The organism is Mycobacterium sp. NGS22 (genome assembly GCF_059813095.1).
Window position 1 is genome coordinate 82,979 of the sequence record NZ_JCALDY010000015.1, and the last position, 16,298, is coordinate 99,276.

Annotated in this window: 16 protein-coding genes; 11 read left to right on the top strand and 5 right to left on the bottom strand. The window is 67.0% G+C overall.

Annotated elements, in window-relative coordinates; all coding sequences use genetic code 11:
• Positions 1 to 3 precede the first annotated feature (3 nt).
• From AC5Y47_RS16125 to AC5Y47_RS16140, 4 genes are all read left to right on the top strand, one after another.
• Positions 4 to 804, top strand: a complete 801-nt coding sequence (locus tag AC5Y47_RS16125) for a 3'(2'),5'-bisphosphate nucleotidase CysQ (protein WP_499945058.1) — start codon at positions 4 to 6, stop codon at positions 802 to 804.
• 235 nt (positions 805 to 1,039) lie between these two features.
• On the top strand, positions 1,040 to 2,275 hold the full coding sequence (gene mshC, locus AC5Y47_RS16130) for a cysteine--1-D-myo-inosityl 2-amino-2-deoxy-alpha-D-glucopyranoside ligase (protein WP_499945060.1): 1,236 nt from the start codon (positions 1,040 to 1,042) through the stop codon (positions 2,273 to 2,275).
• Between the two features lie 24 nt (positions 2,276 to 2,299).
• Positions 2,300 to 3,202, top strand: a complete 903-nt coding sequence (locus tag AC5Y47_RS16135) for an SDR family oxidoreductase (RefSeq protein ID WP_499945062.1) — start codon at positions 2,300 to 2,302, stop codon at positions 3,200 to 3,202.
• A gap of 4 nt (positions 3,203 to 3,206) precedes the next feature.
• Complete coding sequence (locus AC5Y47_RS16140) at positions 3,207 to 4,397, top strand: FAD-dependent monooxygenase (protein WP_499945063.1); 1,191 nt, start codon at positions 3,207 to 3,209, stop codon at positions 4,395 to 4,397.
• Here the strand turns inward: AC5Y47_RS16140 and AC5Y47_RS16145 are convergent.
• Positions 4,394 to 5,287, bottom strand: a complete 894-nt coding sequence (locus AC5Y47_RS16145; protein ID WP_499945064.1) for a PAC2 family protein — start codon at positions 5,285 to 5,287, stop codon at positions 4,394 to 4,396. The genes AC5Y47_RS16140 and AC5Y47_RS16145 overlap by 4 nt on opposite strands.
• A 93-nt stretch (positions 5,288 to 5,380) precedes the next feature.
• Between AC5Y47_RS16145 and AC5Y47_RS16150 the strand changes: the two genes are divergently transcribed.
• The 6 genes from AC5Y47_RS16150 (at position 5,381) to AC5Y47_RS16175 (ending at position 12,702) form a co-directional block, all read left to right on the top strand.
• A complete protein-coding gene (locus AC5Y47_RS16150) occupies positions 5,381 to 5,536 on the top strand; it encodes a hypothetical protein (protein ID WP_499945066.1) in 156 nt (51 codons plus the stop codon).
• Between the two features lie 224 nt (positions 5,537 to 5,760).
• Complete coding sequence (gene metH / locus AC5Y47_RS16155) at positions 5,761 to 9,510, top strand: methionine synthase (protein WP_499945068.1); 3,750 nt, start codon at positions 5,761 to 5,763, stop codon at positions 9,508 to 9,510.
• 104 nt (positions 9,511 to 9,614) lie between these two features.
• Positions 9,615 to 9,896, top strand: coding sequence for a phosphoribosyl-ATP diphosphatase (locus AC5Y47_RS16160; protein WP_499945070.1), 282 nt, complete (start codon positions 9,615 to 9,617; stop codon positions 9,894 to 9,896).
• A gap of 2 nt (positions 9,897 to 9,898) precedes the next feature.
• Positions 9,899 to 10,744, top strand: a complete 846-nt coding sequence (hisG, locus tag AC5Y47_RS16165) for an ATP phosphoribosyltransferase (RefSeq protein ID WP_499945072.1) — start codon at positions 9,899 to 9,901, stop codon at positions 10,742 to 10,744.
• A 105-nt stretch (positions 10,745 to 10,849) separates the two neighbouring features.
• A complete protein-coding gene (locus AC5Y47_RS16170) occupies positions 10,850 to 11,332 on the top strand; it encodes a glycine zipper 2TM domain-containing protein (RefSeq protein ID WP_499945073.1) in 483 nt (160 codons plus the stop codon).
• Positions 11,329 to 12,702 carry an FAD-containing oxidoreductase gene (locus tag AC5Y47_RS16175; RefSeq protein ID WP_499945075.1) on the top strand — a complete coding sequence of 458 codons (1,374 nt, stop codon included), beginning with the start codon at positions 11,329 to 11,331 and terminating at the stop codon, positions 12,700 to 12,702. The genes AC5Y47_RS16170 and AC5Y47_RS16175 overlap by 4 nt, the downstream gene beginning before the upstream one ends.
• On the opposite strand, the gene AC5Y47_RS16180 is transcribed toward AC5Y47_RS16175, so the two are convergent.
• Positions 12,682 to 13,479: a thioesterase family protein gene (locus AC5Y47_RS16180; protein ID WP_499945077.1), complete on the bottom strand. Its 798-nt coding sequence runs from the start codon at positions 13,477 to 13,479 to the stop codon at positions 12,682 to 12,684. The two genes, AC5Y47_RS16175 and AC5Y47_RS16180, sit on opposite strands and share 21 nt — an antisense overlap.
• Positions 13,476 to 14,327 carry a RecB family exonuclease gene (locus tag AC5Y47_RS16185; RefSeq protein ID WP_499945079.1) on the bottom strand — a complete coding sequence of 284 codons (852 nt, stop codon included), beginning with the start codon at positions 14,325 to 14,327 and terminating at the stop codon, positions 13,476 to 13,478. Before AC5Y47_RS16185 ends, AC5Y47_RS16180 begins: the two co-directional genes overlap by 4 nt.
• A gap of 77 nt (positions 14,328 to 14,404) precedes the next feature.
• On the opposite strand from AC5Y47_RS16185, the gene trmI reads away from it, so the two are divergent.
• A complete protein-coding gene (gene trmI, locus AC5Y47_RS16190; protein ID WP_499945080.1) occupies positions 14,405 to 15,247 on the top strand; it encodes a tRNA (adenine(58)-N(1))-methyltransferase TrmI in 843 nt (280 codons plus the stop codon).
• On the opposite strand, the gene AC5Y47_RS16195 is transcribed toward trmI, so the two are convergent.
• Both AC5Y47_RS16195 and lppK read right to left on the bottom strand, forming a co-directional pair.
• On the bottom strand, positions 15,244 to 15,537 hold the full coding sequence (locus tag AC5Y47_RS16195) for a DUF503 domain-containing protein (RefSeq protein WP_499945082.1): 294 nt from the start codon (positions 15,535 to 15,537) through the stop codon (positions 15,244 to 15,246). The genes trmI and AC5Y47_RS16195 overlap by 4 nt on opposite strands.
• Positions 15,538 to 15,544: 7 nt before the next feature.
• A complete protein-coding gene (lppK, locus tag AC5Y47_RS16200; RefSeq protein ID WP_499945083.1) occupies positions 15,545 to 16,153 on the bottom strand; it encodes a lipoprotein LppK in 609 nt (202 codons plus the stop codon).
• Positions 16,154 to 16,298: the final 145 nt, after the last annotated feature.

The window sequence follows — 16,298 nt, forward strand, 5'->3', positions numbered from 1 at the left end:
TCGGTGAATTCGGCCGCTGGTGAGCTGACCGACGCTGCGCTGGCCGCCGACCTGGCCGCGGATGCCGGGGAGTTGCTGCTCGCGGTCCGCGACGAGGTCGGATTCGACTATCCGTGGGAGCTCGGCGACGCCGGCGATCGGCGCGCCAACTCGCTGATCCTGAAACGCCTGGCGGTCGAGCGCCCCGGCGACGCGGTTCTCAGTGAGGAAGCTCACGACGACCTGAACCGGCTCAAGTGCGACCGGGTGTGGATCATCGACCCGCTGGACGGCACCCGCGAGTTCTCCACCCGCGGCCGCGACGACTGGGCGGTGCACATCGCGCTGTGGCAACGTACCAATGGGGGCCCCGGCAACGGGCCAACTCAGATCACCGACGCCGCAGTGTCACTGCCGGCCCGCGGCAACGTCGTGTACCGCAGCGACACCGTCACTTCCGACGCGGCGCCCGTCGGCGTCCCGGGCGTCATCCGGGTCGCCGCGAGCGCCACCCGGCCGCCCGCCATCTTGTACCGGATGCGGCAGCTCATCGACATCGAACTGGTCCGGATCGGCTCGGCCGGAGCCAAGGCGATGGCGGTGGTCGACGGGATCGCCGACGCCTACGTGCACGCCGGCGGTCAGTGGGAATGGGACTCGGCCGCGCCGGCGGGTGTGGTGCTGGCCGCCGGGATGCACGCGTCGCGCCTGGACGGCTCGCCGTTGCTGTACAACCAGCTGGACCCCTACCTGCCCGACCTGCTCATGTGCCGGAAGGACGTGGCGCCGATCCTGCTGGACGCCATTCGTCAGGCGTGGTGGTGAGTCGGCGTCGGTCGTCGGCGGCTTGAGTGTGAAGCTGTGGCGTTGCGGGTGTAACCAGGGCGGAGATTGGCGATTTTTTCCGCCCAGGCTGCACGCTCAAAACCCAGGCTTCACACCCAAAGCCGAGACTTCACACCCAAAGCCCAGGCTTCACAGCCAAAGCATTCGCCTGCGCTACGCCCTCGGGTGTCGAACCGAGTGCCCGCCTTCTCCTCGCCCGGCCTAAAGTCATCGCATGCGGTCGTGGTCTTCTCCGCCCGTCCCGGGACTACCCGGACGCGGCCCCGAGCTACGGCTCTACGACACCGCCGACCGCCAGGTGCGCCCGGTCACTCCCGGCGCAAAAGCCAGCATGTACGTCTGCGGCATCACCCCCTATGACGCCACGCATCTCGGCCACGCCGCCACCTACCTCGCGTTCGACCTGATCCACCGGCTGTGGCTGGATCTCGGTCACGACGTGCACTACGTGCAGAACGTCACCGACGTCGACGACCCGCTGTTCGAACGCGCCGAGCGCGACGGCATCGACTGGCGCGACCTCGCCGACCGGGAAACCGAACTGTTCCGCCAGGACATGACCGCGCTAAGGGTATTGCCGCCGCAGGAATACGTCGGGGCCACCGAAGCCGTCGCGGAGATGGTCGAACTCGTCGAGAAGATGGTCGCTTCCGGCGCGGCATACGTCCTCGAGGACGAATATCCCGACGTCTACTACCGCGCCGACGCCACGCTGCAGTTCGGCTACGAGTCCGGCTACGACCGCGACACCATGCTTGATCTGTTCGAACAGCGCGGCGGCGACCCGCACCGCCCCGGCAAGACCGACGAACTCGACGCCATGTTGTGGCGGGCCAACCGCCCGGGGGAGCCGTCCTGGCCGTCACCGTTCGGACCCGGCCGTCCGGGCTGGCATGTCGAGTGCGCGGCGATCGCGCTCAGCCGCATCGGCAGCGAACTCGACATCCAGGGTGGCGGTAGCGATCTGATCTTCCCGCACCACGAGTTCACCGCCGCGCACGCCGAATGCGTCTCGGGTGAACGCAGATTTGCCCGCCACTACGTGCATGCCGGAATGATCGGCTGGGACGGGTACAAGATGTCCAAGAGTCGCGGCAACCTGGTGCTGGTCTCGCAACTGCGAACCCAGGGCGTCGACCCGTCTGCGGTCCGGCTAGGTCTGCTGGCCGGGCACTACCGCGCCGACCGATCCTGGAGCCAGGCCACGCTCGACGAGGCGAGCGAGCGCCTGCACCGCTGGCGCACCGCGACCACGCTGCCCGCCGGTCCCGACGCCGCCGACGTGCTGGCCCGGTTGCGCCGGTACCTGGCCGACGATCTGGACACACCCAAAGCCCTTGCCGCAGTGGATGGTTGGGCTACTGATGCGCTGGAGTACGGCGGCCACGACGAGGCCGCGCCGAAATTGGTGGGCACCGCGATCGACGCCCTGCTGGGAGTGAAGCTGTAAACCCGCGGTGGTACGTTTTCGGCCATGACAGGGGCGCGCGGCACAGTGCAGGACAAGGTCGTCTTCATCACGGGAGCCGGGCGGGGGATCGGCGCGGAGGTAGCGCGCCGGCTGCACAACAAGGGCGCCAAGCTGCTCCTGACCGACCTCGGTGACGCGGAGCTGAAGTCGATCGCTGCCGAACTCGGCGGCGACGGGCGGGTGCTGACCGCGGTCGCCGACGTGCGCGACCTGCCGGCCATGCAGGCCGCGGTGGCCCAGGCCGTCGAAAAGTTCGGCGGCCTCGACGTCGTCGTGGCCAATGCCGGCATCGCCAGCTACGGTTCGGTACTCAACATCGACCCCGAGGCGTTCAAGCGGGTGATCGACGTCAACCTGCTCGGAGTCTTCTACACCGTGCGCGCCGCATTGCCGGCCATCATCGACCGCCGCGGCTATGTCCTGGTCGTCTCCTCGCTGGCAGCGTTCGCCGCCGCGCCGGGGATGGCGGCCTACGACATGTCGAAGGCCGGCAACGAACACCTGGCCAACGCGTTGCGGCTGGAGGTCGCGCCGCTCGGTGTCGGCGTCGGCTCGGCGCACATGTCCTGGATCGACACCGCGCTGGTCCGCGACACCAAGGAAGATCTGCCCGCCTTCACCGAACTGCTGTCCAAGCTGCCGTTCCCGCTGAACCAGACGACGTCGGTGAACAAGTGCGCCGCGGCGTTCGTCAAGGGCATCGAGGGCCGCAAGGACCACATCTACTGCCCGGACTGGGTTGCCGGGTTCCGATGGCTCAAGCCGGTACTGAGCACGAAATTGGGGACCCTGCCCACCGCCCGGGCGGCCACCGAGGTCGTGCCGAAGATGGACGCGCAAGTCGCCGCGCTCGGCCGGTACACCAGCGCCTACACCCAGGGCCTGGAAAAGCCGCCGAGTACCTGATGCCGTGAAGGTGATCATCTGCGGCGCCGGGATCGCCGGACTCGCCGCCGCCGAGCGCATGACGACCCTCGATGCCGAAGTCGTGCTGCTCGAGCGGGCCCGCGGGCCACGCGCTCAGGGGTACATGATCGATTTCTTCGGCGCCGGCTACGACGCTGCCGAAGCGATCGGCGTGCTGCCGGCGATCCGCGACGTCGGCTACAACTTCGACGAGGCCGCCTTCGTCGACGAAACGGGCCGACAACGCGCGGTGTTGTCCTATGCGAACATGGACCGGGCATTGGGCGGCCGGTTGTGCAGTGTCATGCGGCCCGACCTGGAAAAAGTGTTGCGCGACAATCTGCCCGAGGCCGTCGCGCTCCGGTTCGGCACTTCGGTGGTCGGCCTCGACAACCGCGAGGACGGAGTCACCGTCACCCTCGACGACGGCTCAAAGCTGGACGCCGACCTGCTGATCGGCGCCGACGGCATTCACTCGACCGTGCGCACACTGGCCTTCGGACCGGAAGCCGGCTACCTGCATTATCTTGAATTCCACACTGCGGCTTGGGTATTCGCGTCACCAGAGATCCGCGACGCCACTGCCGACCGCGTCGTGCTCACCGACACGATCGGTCGGCAGCTGGGTTTCTACGCATTGCGCGACGGGCGGGTCGCGGTGTTCGCGGTGCACCGCACACCCGATCCACAGCTGCCCGATGACGTGCGGGCGGCGATTCAGGACGGCTACGCCGGCATGGGCTGGGTGGTGCCCGAGGCGTTGCAGCGCTGCCCGGAATCCGAACACATCTATTACGACCAGGTCGCCCAGATCCGGATGCCCCGCTGGAGCTCCAACCGGGTGGTGCTGATCGGCGATTCCTGCTCGGCGGTGTCGCTGCTGGCCGGTCAGGGCGCATCGCTGGCCATCGGCGCGGCGTACGTGCTGGCCGAGCAACTGCGCCGGACGTCGTCGGTGGAGCGGGCGCTGGATTTCTACGAGCGGCTGTGGCGGCCGGTTATCGAGGAGAAGCAGCGGGCCGGGCGCGACGCAGCCGAGCGTTTCCTGCCGTCGTCGAAGTTCCAGCTGTGGACCCGCCGCGCCGCGCTGCGGATGGCTCGGTTGCCCGCGGTGAACCGGCGCATCATCAAAGCTTTGGTGGGCGAGCATCCCGCGGTGATCGCCATGCTGCGCGAGGGCAGCGCAGACGACTAGCGACCGAATCCCGGTCGGCGGCGTTTCAGGTAACGCTCGAACTCGGCGGCCAGCGCGTCGCCGTCGATCTGACCCAGCGCCTCGTTGACGTCGAGGGCCGCGTCGCCGTGCTGTTCGAGCGACTGCACATACTCAGCCAGCTCCTGGTCGTCGGAGGCCATCTCGGTGATCTCCTGCTCCCAGGCCTCGGCTTGGGTCGGCAGGTCGGCCAGCGGCACCTCGACGTCGAGCACTTCCTCGACGCGGTGCAGCAGCGCCACCGTCGCTTTCGGGTTGGGCGGGTGCGACACGTAGTGCGGCACCGCCGCCCAGAATGTCACCGCCGGGATACCGGCCGCCACACAGGCGTATTGGAAGACCCCGGCAATGCCGGTAGGTCCCTCGTAGCGGGTTTCCTCCAACCCGAACAGGCGCGCCGACTCCGACGAATAGGCCGCCCCCGAGACCGGCACCGGCCGGGTGTGCGGCGTATCGGCCAACAACGCCCCGAGGATCACCACGGTGTCGACATTGAGCTTGTCGATCACGGCCAGCAGCTCGTCGCAGAAGGTGCGCCAACGCATGTTCGGCTCGACCCCGGACATCAGGACCACGTCGCGCTCGCTGTCGGGCGGTCGGCAATGTGAGATCCGCATCGCCGGCCACTCCAGCTCCCGGGTGACGCCGTCGACCTGGCGGATGACCGGCCGATTGACCTGGTAGTCGTAGTAGGCCTCGTCGTCGATCTCCACGATCGGGGTGGCGTCCCAGATGTCGAACAGGTGTGACACCGCGTCGCTGGCGGCGTCGCCGGCGTCGTTCCAGCCTTCGAAGGCCGCAACGACGATGGTGTTCTGCAGTCGTGGCAGCGTTTCGTCGCCGCCGCTCGGCCCGCCATCCGGCAAAGTCACCTAGCCAGCCTACGGTGTGGCGACCCCACCCGGATGCGCATGTGCGGTGTGGCGTAACGCCTGTTGCAGATCGATAGGCCGACTATCCTTGGCATGTGGTCGACCCTGACCGACACCAGTACGACACCGACCTCGCCGGCGTTCTGTCGCGGCGGCGCGTGGTGGTGGACGACGGTGTCCCCAGGACCCGGCTATCCGATGCAGACCGACGCGGGCGAGGCGAAATATGTTCGGCTGCAAACCAGTTGACCTTGATAACTACGACATTGCCGACCAGATCCGCGAGCGGGCGCGTAAACGGCCCCGCGACCGCCACGTGGGTCGGGTCGAGCACTGGGCGTCCAGGCGTCGGGTGACGACGTAGACTTTGCTGGTCGAGAGGCGTTGCAACGGCTATCGGGGGGTTTGGGTTCCCCTGGTATCCGCCACGCTCGGCAGAGTCAAGGACGCCTTCCGCTACGGAAGGAACGTACGTGAACGCCGCTGATCAGAACACTTTCGCGCCGAACATCCGCCCCGACTGCACCGAGGAACTCACGGCCGCTCTCGGCCGGCGAATCATGGTGATCGACGGCGCGATGGGCACGGCGATCCAGCGGGACCGGCCCGACGAGGCCGGCTACCGCGGCGAGCGGTTCAAGGACTGGCCGAGCGATCTCGTCGGCAACAACGATCTGCTCAACCTCACCCAGCCGCAGATCATCGAGGGCATTCACCGCGAGTACCTCGAGGCCGGCGCCGACATCCTGGAGACCAACACCTTCAACGCGAACGCGGTTTCGCTGTCGGACTACGACATGGCCGAGCTGGCCTACGAGCTGAACTACACCGGCGCTGCGCTGGCCCGCAAGGCCGCCGACGAGTTCAGCACCCCGGAAAAGCCCCGCTACGTCGCCGGGGCGCTGGGACCCACAACGCGGACCGCGTCGATTTCGCCGGACGTCAACGACCCCGGCGCCCGCAACGTCTCCTACGACCAGTTGGTCGCCGCCTACCTCGAAGCTGCCAACGGCCTGGTCGACGGCGGTGCCGACCTGCTGATCATCGAGACGATCTTCGACTCGCTGAACGCCAAGGCCGCGGTGTTCGCCGTCGAGACGCTCTTCGAGGACCGGGGACGCCGCTGGCCGGTGATCATCTCGGGCACCATCACCGACGCGTCGGGACGAACGTTGTCGGGTCAGGTGACCGAGGCGTTCTGGAACGCGATCAGGCACGCGAAGCCGATCGCGGTGGGCCTCAACTGCGCCCTGGGTGCTCCGGAGATGAGGCCCTACATCGCCGAGGTCGCGCGGATCGCGGACACCTTCGTCTCCTGCTACCCGAACGCCGGGCTGCCGAACGCTTTCGGCGAATACGACGAGTCCCCGGAGCGTCAGGCCACCTACATCGCCGAGTTCGCCGAGGCCGGCCTGGTCAACCTGGTCGGTGGTTGCTGCGGAACGGCGCCGCCGCACATCGCCGAGATCGCCAAGGTCGTCGAGGGCAAGCCGCCGCGCGAGCTGCCCGAGATCCCGGTGGCCACCCGGCTTTCGGGCCTGGAGCCGCTCAACATCGACGACGACTCCCTGTTCGTCAACATCGGTGAGCGCACCAATATCACCGGCTCGGCCCGGTTCCGCAACCTGATCAAGGCCGAGGACTACGACACCGCGCTCTCGGTCGCCCTGCAGCAGGTCGAGGTCGGCGCGCAGGTGATCGACATCAACATGGACGAGGGCATGATCGACGGCGTCGCCGCGATGGACCGGTTCACCAAGCTGATCGCCGCCGAGCCCGACATCAGCCGCGTGCCGGTAATGATCGACTCCTCGAAATGGGAGGTCATCGAGGCGGGGCTGAAAAATGTGCAGGGCAAACCGATCGTCAACTCGATCTCGATGAAGGAGGGCGAGGAGAAGTTCATCCGCGAGGCGAAGCTGTGCCGCAAATACGGCGCCGCCGTCGTCGTGATGGCTTTCGACGAGCAGGGGCAGGCCGACAACCTGGAGCGCCGCAAGGAGATCTGTGGGCGCGCCTACCGGATCCTGACCGAACAGGTCGGCTTCCCCGCCGAGGACATCATCTTCGACCCGAACTGTTTCGCGCTGGCGACCGGCATCGAAGAGCACGCGACCTACGGCATCGACTTCATCGAAGCCTGCGCCTGGATCAAGGAAAACCTGCCCGGGGTGCACATCTCCGGCGGTATCTCGAACGTGTCGTTCTCGTTCCGCGGCAACAACCCCGTCCGCGAGGCGATCCACGCGGTGTTCCTCTACCACGCCATCAAGGCCGGCCTGGACATGGGCATCGTCAACGCCGGCGCGCTAGTGCCCTACGACTCGATCGATCCCGAGTTGCGGGACCGCATCGAGGACGTCGTCCTGAACCGTCGCGAGGATGCCGCCGAGCGGCTGCTGGAGATCGCTGAACGGTTCAACAAGTCCGAGAAGGGCGAAGATCCGCAGGCGGCCGAGTGGCGCAGCCTGCCGGTCCGCGAACGGATCACGCACGCTTTGGTCAAGGGCATCGACGCCCACGTCGACGCCGACACCGAGGAGTTGCGCGCCGAGATCGCCGGTGCGGGCGGCCGCCCGATCGAGGTGATCGAGGGACCGCTGATGGACGGCATGAACGTCGTCGGCGATCTCTTCGGCTCGGGCAAGATGTTCCTCCCCCAGGTCGTGAAGTCGGCCCGGGTGATGAAGAAGGCCGTCGCGTACCTGTTGCCGTTCATCGAAGAGGAGAAGGCCGAGAACGGGACAGCTGATTCCAAGGACACCAACGGCACCATCGTGATGGCGACCGTCAAGGGCGACGTCCACGACATCGGCAAGAACATCGTCGGCGTCGTCCTGCAGTGCAACAACTTTGAGGTGATCGACCTCGGGGTGATGGTGCCCGCGAGCAAGATCCTAGACGCGGCCAAAGAGCACGACGCCGACATCATCGGGCTGTCCGGGCTGATCACCCCGTCGCTGGACGAGATGGCGAACTTCGCCGTCGAGATGGAACGCGAGGGCCTGGAGATCCCGCTGCTGATCGGTGGCGCGACCACCTCGCGCGCCCACACGGCGGTGAAGATTTCGCCGCGTCGCAGCGGTCCGGTGGTCTGGGTGAAGGACGCGTCCCGCTCGGTGCCGGTGGCCGCCGCACTGCTCGACGACAAGCAGCGTCCGGCGCTGTTGGAGGCGACCGAGAAGGACTACGCGTCGCTGCGCGAACGGCACGCCCAGAAGAACGAGCGGCCGATGCTGACGCTGGAGAAGGCGCGCGCCAACCGGACGCCGGTCGATTGGGACGGCTACACGCCACCGGTGCCGGCGATCGGTGCTGGAGTACGAGAATTCCAGGATTACGACCTGGCCGAGCTGCGCGAGTACATCGACTGGCAACCGTTCTTCAACGCCTGGGAGATGAAGGGCCGGTTCCCCGACATCCTCAACAACCCCGCCACCGGCGAGGCGGCGCGCAAGCTGTACGACGACGCCCAGGAGATGCTCGACACCCTGATCAAGGAGAAGTGGCTGACTGCCAACGGGGTGATCGGGTTCTTCCCGGCGAACGCCGTGGGGGACGACATCGAGGTCTACACCGACGACAGTCGCACCGAGGTGCTGACCACGTTGCACAATCTGCGTCAGCAGGGTGAGCACCGCGAAGGGATCCCGAACCGGTCGCTGGGCGATTTCGTCGCGCCCAAGGACACAGGTCTGACTGACTACGTCGGAGCGTTCGCCGTCACCGCCGGCTTGGGCAGCCAGGACAAGATCATGGAGTTCAAGGCGGCCCTGGACGACTACAGCGCGATTCTGCTGGAGTCGATCGCCGACCGGTTGGCCGAGGCGTTCGCCGAACGGATGCACGAACGGGTCCGCAAGGAATTCTGGGGTTACCAGCCCGAAGAGAATCTCGACAACGAGTCACTCATCGGCGAGAAGTACGTCGGCATCCGTCCCGCGCCGGGTTACCCGGCCTGCCCGGAGCACACCGAGAAGGTGACGCTCTGGAAGTTGATGGACGTCCGCGAACGGACCGGCATCGAGCTGACCGAGTCGATGGCGATGTGGCCTGGTGCGGCGGTCAGCGGCTGGTACTTCTCCCATCCGCAGTCGCAGTACTTCGTCGTCGGCCGGATGGCCCAGGACCAGGTCGCCGACTACGCCAAGCGCAAGGGCTGGACGTTGCAGGAGGCGGAACGCTGGCTGGCCCCCAACCTGGGCTACAACCCCGAGGACTGACGCCAGGGTTGCGCGAGCAGACGCAAAAGCCCCCATTTCGTGCCGAAATGAGGGGCTTTTGCGTCTGCTCGGCGTGATATCAATATGACTTTGCTGGCCGGCGCATGGAACAATCGCTGGCCGTGAAGACCTTCGAGGATCTGTTCGCCGAGCTCGGTGAACGTGCCCGCACCCGACCCCCGGGCAGCGCCACGGTGGCGGCACTGGACGCCGGCGTGCACACCCTGGGCAAGAAGATCCTGGAGGAGGCCGGCGAAGTGTGGCTGGCCGCCGAGCACGAGCCCGACGAGGCGCTGGCCGAGGAGATCAGCCAATTGCTGTACTGGACCCAGGTGCTGATGATCTCGCGCGGCCTGTCCCTCGACGACGTCTACCGGAAGCTGTGAGCATGTTGCGCGTCGCGGTGCCCAACAAGGGCGCGTTGAGCGAGCCGGCCACCGAGATCCTGTCGGAGGCCGGATACCGCCGTCGAACCGATCCCAAAGACCTGACCGTCATCGATCCCGTCAACAACGTCGAGTTCTTCTTTCTGCGGCCCAAAGACATTGCCATCTATGTCGGTTCGGGAGAACTTGACTTCGGCATCACCGGACGCGACTTGGCGCTGGATTCCGATGCACCTGTATGTGAACGACTGGCGCTGGGTTTCGGGTCGTCCAGGTTCCGCTACGCCGGCCCGGCCGGCCGGGACTGGACGATCGCAGACCTGGCCGGTAAACGCATCGCCACCGCTTACCCCAACCTGGTGCGAAAAGACCTGGCCCACCGCGGAATCGACGCGACCGTCATCAGACTCGATGGCGCAGTTGAGATTTCGGTGCAGCTCGGCGTTGCCGACGCAATCGCCGACGTCGTGGGCTCTGGCCGCACCCTGAGCTTGCACGATCTGGTGGCTTTCGGTGAGCCGCTGTGTGATTCGGAGGCGGTGCTGATAGAACGCGCCGACGGCCAACCCTCCGCGGCGCGCGATCAACTGGTCGCTCGGGTCCAGGGTGTGGTGTTCGGCCAGCAGTACCTGATGCTCGATTACGACTGTCCGCGTTCAGTACTGGAGAAGGCGACCGCCATTACCCCGGGCCTGGAGTCGCCTACCATCGCCCCGCTCGCCGATCCGGACTGGGTCGCGGTACGCGCCCTGGTACCGCGCCGCGATATCAACGGCATCATGGATCAACTCGCCGTGATCGGCGCCAAGGCGATCCTGGCCTCCGACATCAGGTTCTGCCGATTCTGATCCGCTCTCAAGCGGTTAGCTGTGTTAACGTCCCGCTGGGACCCGTGCATCCACGGCATTCCCATGACCGTCGCCAGGCTCTACGTCTGTCCCAGGAGGGATGCTGTGACGCAAGTTCTCGTCCTGCTGTTGGCCTTGCTAATCGGAGTGGTTGCTGGTCTGCGCTCCCTGACGGCTCCGTCCGCCGTCGCCTGGGCCGTCTTCCTCAGCTGGCTCAACCTGACCGGCACTTGGGCGTCCTGGGTGGGCAACCTGGTGACCGTGGTGATCTTGAGTTTGCTGGCGGTCGCAGAACTGGTCAACGACAAGCTTCCCAAGACCCCGCCGCGCACCGCGACGCCGGTGTTCCTGGTCCGGCTGATCATGGGCGGATTCGCCGGCGCGGTCATCGGCACCGCGTGGGGCCACAAATGGGAGGCACTCGGAGCCGGTGTCATCGGCGCGGTGCTGGGCACTATCGGCGGCTACCAGGCACGACGGGCGTTGGTGGCCAAGAACGGCGGTCATGATTTGCCGATCGCCCTGCTCGAAGACGCCGTCGCGGTGCTGGGCGCGTTCGCGATCGTCGCCGCGGCAGCGGCTTTGTGACCCAACGCTTCGACGCGATCGTCGTCGGCGCCGGCCAGGCCGGACCACCACTGGCGGGGCGCCTGACCGCCGCCGGGCAGCGGGTCGCGGTCATCGAGCGTCAGCACGTCGGCGGTACCTGCGTCAACTACGGATGCATCCCCACCAAGACGCTGGTGGCCAGCGCCCACGCCGCTCACCTGGCGCGCCGCGGCGCCGAGTACGGCGTGGGTACCGGCGACGTCAGCGTCGACATGGGCAAGGTCAAGGCCCGCAAAGACGAGATCATGCTCAAAGACCGCAGCGGCGTCCAATCCTGGCTGAACGGCATGGACGGCTGCACCCTCTATCGTGGGCACGCACGTTTCGAGGATCCGCACACCATCCGGGTGGGCGACGACGTGCTGCAAGCCGACCGGATCTTCCTCAACGTCGGTGGCCGTGCCGTGGTCCCCGATATTCCGGGTCTGTCCGAGGTCGACTACCTGACCAACGTGTCGATCCTGGATCTCGACACGGTGCCCGAGCATCTGATCATCGTCGGCGGCAGCTACATCGCGCTGGAGTTCGCGCAGATGTATCGCCGCTTCGGCGCCGGTGTGACCGTCGTCGAGCGTGGACCGCGACTGGCGTCGCGTGAGGACGAAGACGTTTCGACGACCATCCGCGAGATCCTGGAAGGCGAGGGGATCGACATCGTCACCGGCGCCGACGATGTACGAGTTGCCAAGCGCGACAACAACATTCAACTGACTCCCAGTGCCGGTGCCGACCCGGTGACCGGCAGCCACCTGCTGATCGCGGTCGGGCGGCAACCCAACACCGACGACCTGGGCTTAGAAGCGGCCGGAGTGCAGACCAACTCCCGAGGGTTCATCGAGGTCGACGACCAGCTCAGAACCAACGTCGACCACATCTGGGCGTTGGGGGACTGCAACGGCAAAGGCGCGTTCACCCACACCTCCTACAACGACTTCGAAATCGTGGCAGCCAACCTGCTGGACGGGGACCCGCGCCGGGTCAGTGACCGCATCACCACCTACGCGCTCTACATCGATCCGCCGCTGGGGCGGGCCGGCATGACGGTCAAGGAGGCCCGCGACTCCGGCCGCACAGTGCTGGTCGGCAAGCGGCCGATGACCAGGGTCGGTCGTGCCGTGGAAAAGGGTGAGACGCAAGGCTTCATGAAGGTCGTGGTCGACGCCGACACGAAGGAGATCCTCGGCGCTGCGATCTTCGGTGTCGGCGGCGACGAGTCCGTGCACTGCATTCTGGACGTCATGTCGGCCAAAGCTCCGTACCCGACACTGTCGCGGACGATGCACATCCATCCGACGGTCAGCGAGCTGATTCCGACTGTGCTTCAGGAGTTAGCGCCGCTGGATCAATAGCGTCTGCGCCGAGGTTCCGACGAAGCCGTCGGTGTCGAAGACTTCGCCCGTCGTCACCCCGGCACCGTCCGGGCCGACGGATGCGCGGGCGCGCAGCGCGAAGTCGTTGCCGACGGGCAGTCGATGCAGATGCACGACGGTGTCGGTGTTCATGAAGGCGAATTCGTTCGGGTCCAGGATCTTGCCGACGCCGTTCGCGCAGTCCACCACCGCGGCCAGCCGCTGCAGCGGCGTCGTCTCCTCGGCGTCGACGATGAATCCCGTCGGGCTGAACCAGGACACCGCCGGGGCGCCGTCGTCGACGCGTTGCGGCCGCCAGTTGATCGCGTCGAAATAGCCGCCGGCGTCGGCGAAGACGTCCGGGACCGGCTGGGCCGGGCCTTCCCGCAACGGTTGATAGCGGTCGGAGGAAGCGTCGGAGGTGTCGGAGACCGCGATCAGCCAGGCGGACATCCGCGCCACGGCGCGGGTGGAGCCGTCGGCGCGTTCGGCGTGCATCTCGGCGGACATCATCGCCACCCGCGATCCCGGTCGTTCCACCCAGGCTCGGGCCTGTACCGGCGCGACCGGGATTGCGCCCAAGATGTCCAGGCTGAGCCGGCCGATCCGCAAACCAGTCCCGGCTGCGAGTTCCTCGATCATTTTGGTCAGCAGCGCCAACGGCGGGGAGCCGTGCTGCAGGTCGGGCCCCCAGTTGCTGCGGGTGAACTCGGTCGAATCGAACCGCTGGTAACCGTCGCCGGCCGCGGGCAGACGACGATAGAAGCTTCCGCTCATGCCGCCGGTTCGGTCGGCCAACCCGGGTACGGCGGTGGCGTGCCGCCGAACGCCGGGCACAGCGCCCGATGGGAACACCAGTCGCACAACCGCGACGGGCTGGGTCGGAAATCGCCTGTCTGGCCGGCGGATTGGATAGCCCGCCAGATGGCCATCAAGGTCTTCTCGAACCGCAGCAACTCGTCATGGTCGGGTGTGTAATCCAGCAGCTGACCGTCGGCGAGGTAGATCAGCCGCAGCCGGGTGGGCAGCACCCCGCGTGAGCGCAGCAGCGCCACCGCATAGAACTTCATCTGAAACATGGCCTTGAACTCGGCCAGCGCGCGCGCCTCCGGCGGGGCTTTGCCGGTCTTGTAGTCCACGACGCGCAGCTCACCGGTGGCCGCGACGTCGATCCGGTCGATGTAGCCGCGCAACAAGGTGCCGTCGGCCAGCTCGACCTCGACCCGCTGCTCGCAGCATTGCGGATCGAAGCGGGTCGGGTCCTCCAGACGGTAGTAGCCCGACAACAGCGCGCGTGCTTCGTCGAGCAGCTGCGCTCGCTGCTCGGCGTCCAGATCACCGGCCAGGGCAGGGTCGCGACCGCACACCTGCTCCCACGCCGGCTCTACCAGCGAACATGCGGTGTCCGGGCCGCGCTGACCGGCGGGCAGCCCGTAGAGCTGCTCCAACGCGACGTGCACCACCGAACCGCGCAGCTGTGGCGTCGACGGCGCTTCGGGCAACCGGTCGATCGCCCGGAAGCGGTACAGCAGCGGGCACTGCTTGAAATCCGCGGCCCGCGACGGCGACAACGCCGGTCGCGGGCTGTGCGCAACCGGTGGTGCCACCGCCAGCTGTTCGGTCATATCCGCAGCTTAAGACCGGACACCGACAAATGGCCCCGAGCACTCGCGTCGGCGAGTCGACTGGCACGCTGGACGGCGTGTCAGCAACCGGTCCGTTCACCGCCGGCGAGCGCGTCCAGCTCACCGATGCCAAGGGCCGTCACTACACGATGTCGCTGACCCCGGGCGGCGAATTCCACACGCATCGGGGCCGCATCGCCCACGACGCGATCATCGGACTGGACCAGGGCAGCGTGGTCAAATCCAGCAACGGCGCGCTGTTCCTGGTGCTACGGCCGCTGCTGGTCGACTACGTCATGTCCATGCCCCGCGGCCCGCAAGTGATCTACCCCAAGGACGCCGCGCAGATCGTGCACGAAGGCGACATCTTCCCCGGAGCACGGGTGCTGGAAGCCGGCGCCGGTTCCGGTGCGTTGACATTGTCGTTGTTGCGGGCGGTCGGGCCGCAGGGACGGGTCGTCTCCTATGAGCAGCGCGCCGACCATGCCGAACATGCCCGCCGCAACGTCAACACGTTCTATGGCCAACCCCCGGACAACTGGGAACTGGTCATCAGCGACCTGGCCGACTCCGACCTGCCCGACGGCTCCTTCGACCGGGCGGTGCTGGACATGCTGGCGCCGTGGGAGGTGTTGGACGCCGTGGCGCGGTTGGTCGTCGCCGGCGGTGTGCTGATCATCTACGTCGCCACCGTCACCCAGCTCTCAAAAGTGGTGGAAGCGGTGCGGGCCCAGCAGTGCTGGACCGAACCCCGGTCCTGGGAGACGTTGCAGCGCGGCTGGAACGTGGTCGGGTTGGCGGTGCGGCCCCAGCATTCGATGCGTGGGCACACCGCGTTCCTGATCGCCATGCGCCGGTTGGCGCCCGGTGCGGTGGCCCCGGCTCCGTTGGGGCGCAAACGGGTTGGGCGCGACGGCTAATCGTCGCTGCGGTTCAATCCCCGCCGCACCGACAGCAACTCGAACTCCGGATGCCCCGCCACCAACCGCTCGGCCCGATCGAGCACGTCGACCACATGAGACCGGTCGCCCGACACCAAGCCCACGCCGATGCCCGCCCGCCGGTGCAGATCCTGCGTTCCGATCTCGGCGGCCGACACACTGAACTTGCGTTGCAGTTCTGCGACCACTGGACGGATGACCGAGCGCTTCTGCTTGAGCGAGCGCACGTCACCAAGCAACAGGTCGAATTCCAGCCACCCGATCCACATCCGAGGATCAGGGCGTCGGCGACGGGCTAGGTTCTGGGCTGGGCGGCGGCGGTGACGTCGGCGGCGGCGGTGACGTCGGTGGCGGCGGTGACGTCGGTGGCAACGTCCCCGCATTCTGCATCGCCAGCAACATCTCGGCGGTCTTGCGGGACAGCTGCCAACCCCCCTGGAAGGCGGTGAACTCCATCGGGAAGGTGAACTCGCGGTGCTGCGGATTGGCGGTCGTGACCACGACGGTGGCCATGACGTTGGATGGGTTCTGACTCGACCAGGCGATGTTGTTCGCGACAAACGTCATCGGCAGGTAGCCGCCGTCACGGGCGGCGTTGGTGAACCGGTCGAGGGCGCCGACGGTCTCCGGGCCCGACCCCTGCACCAAGTCCAGTTTGTTGCTGCCCGGCACCGCCGGGTCGGCCAGGCGGGACAACACGTCGGAGAGGTTCTCGGGCGTCGGCAGGGGGGCGTTGGGCTGGGCTGCCGCGGTGCTCGACATCGGGGGCGGAGGCGGCGTGTTTGCCGAGTCCATCGTCTTCGCCGTGTCACGTGAGCATCCAACGACCCCCAGCGCGGCCACGACGATCGCGGCACCTACTGTTACGCAGACGTTTCGGGACATCCCGGCGACCGTCGCGATTAGCCGCAAAAAGTGGGTAAACAGCGGAATGCAACGTAAGTCACACCCGGGCCCGCAACGCCCGGTGCCGTGCCGATCAGAATGCCTGTGGCTAGGGATTTCACGGTCACAGAAGTCCTTTCGCTCG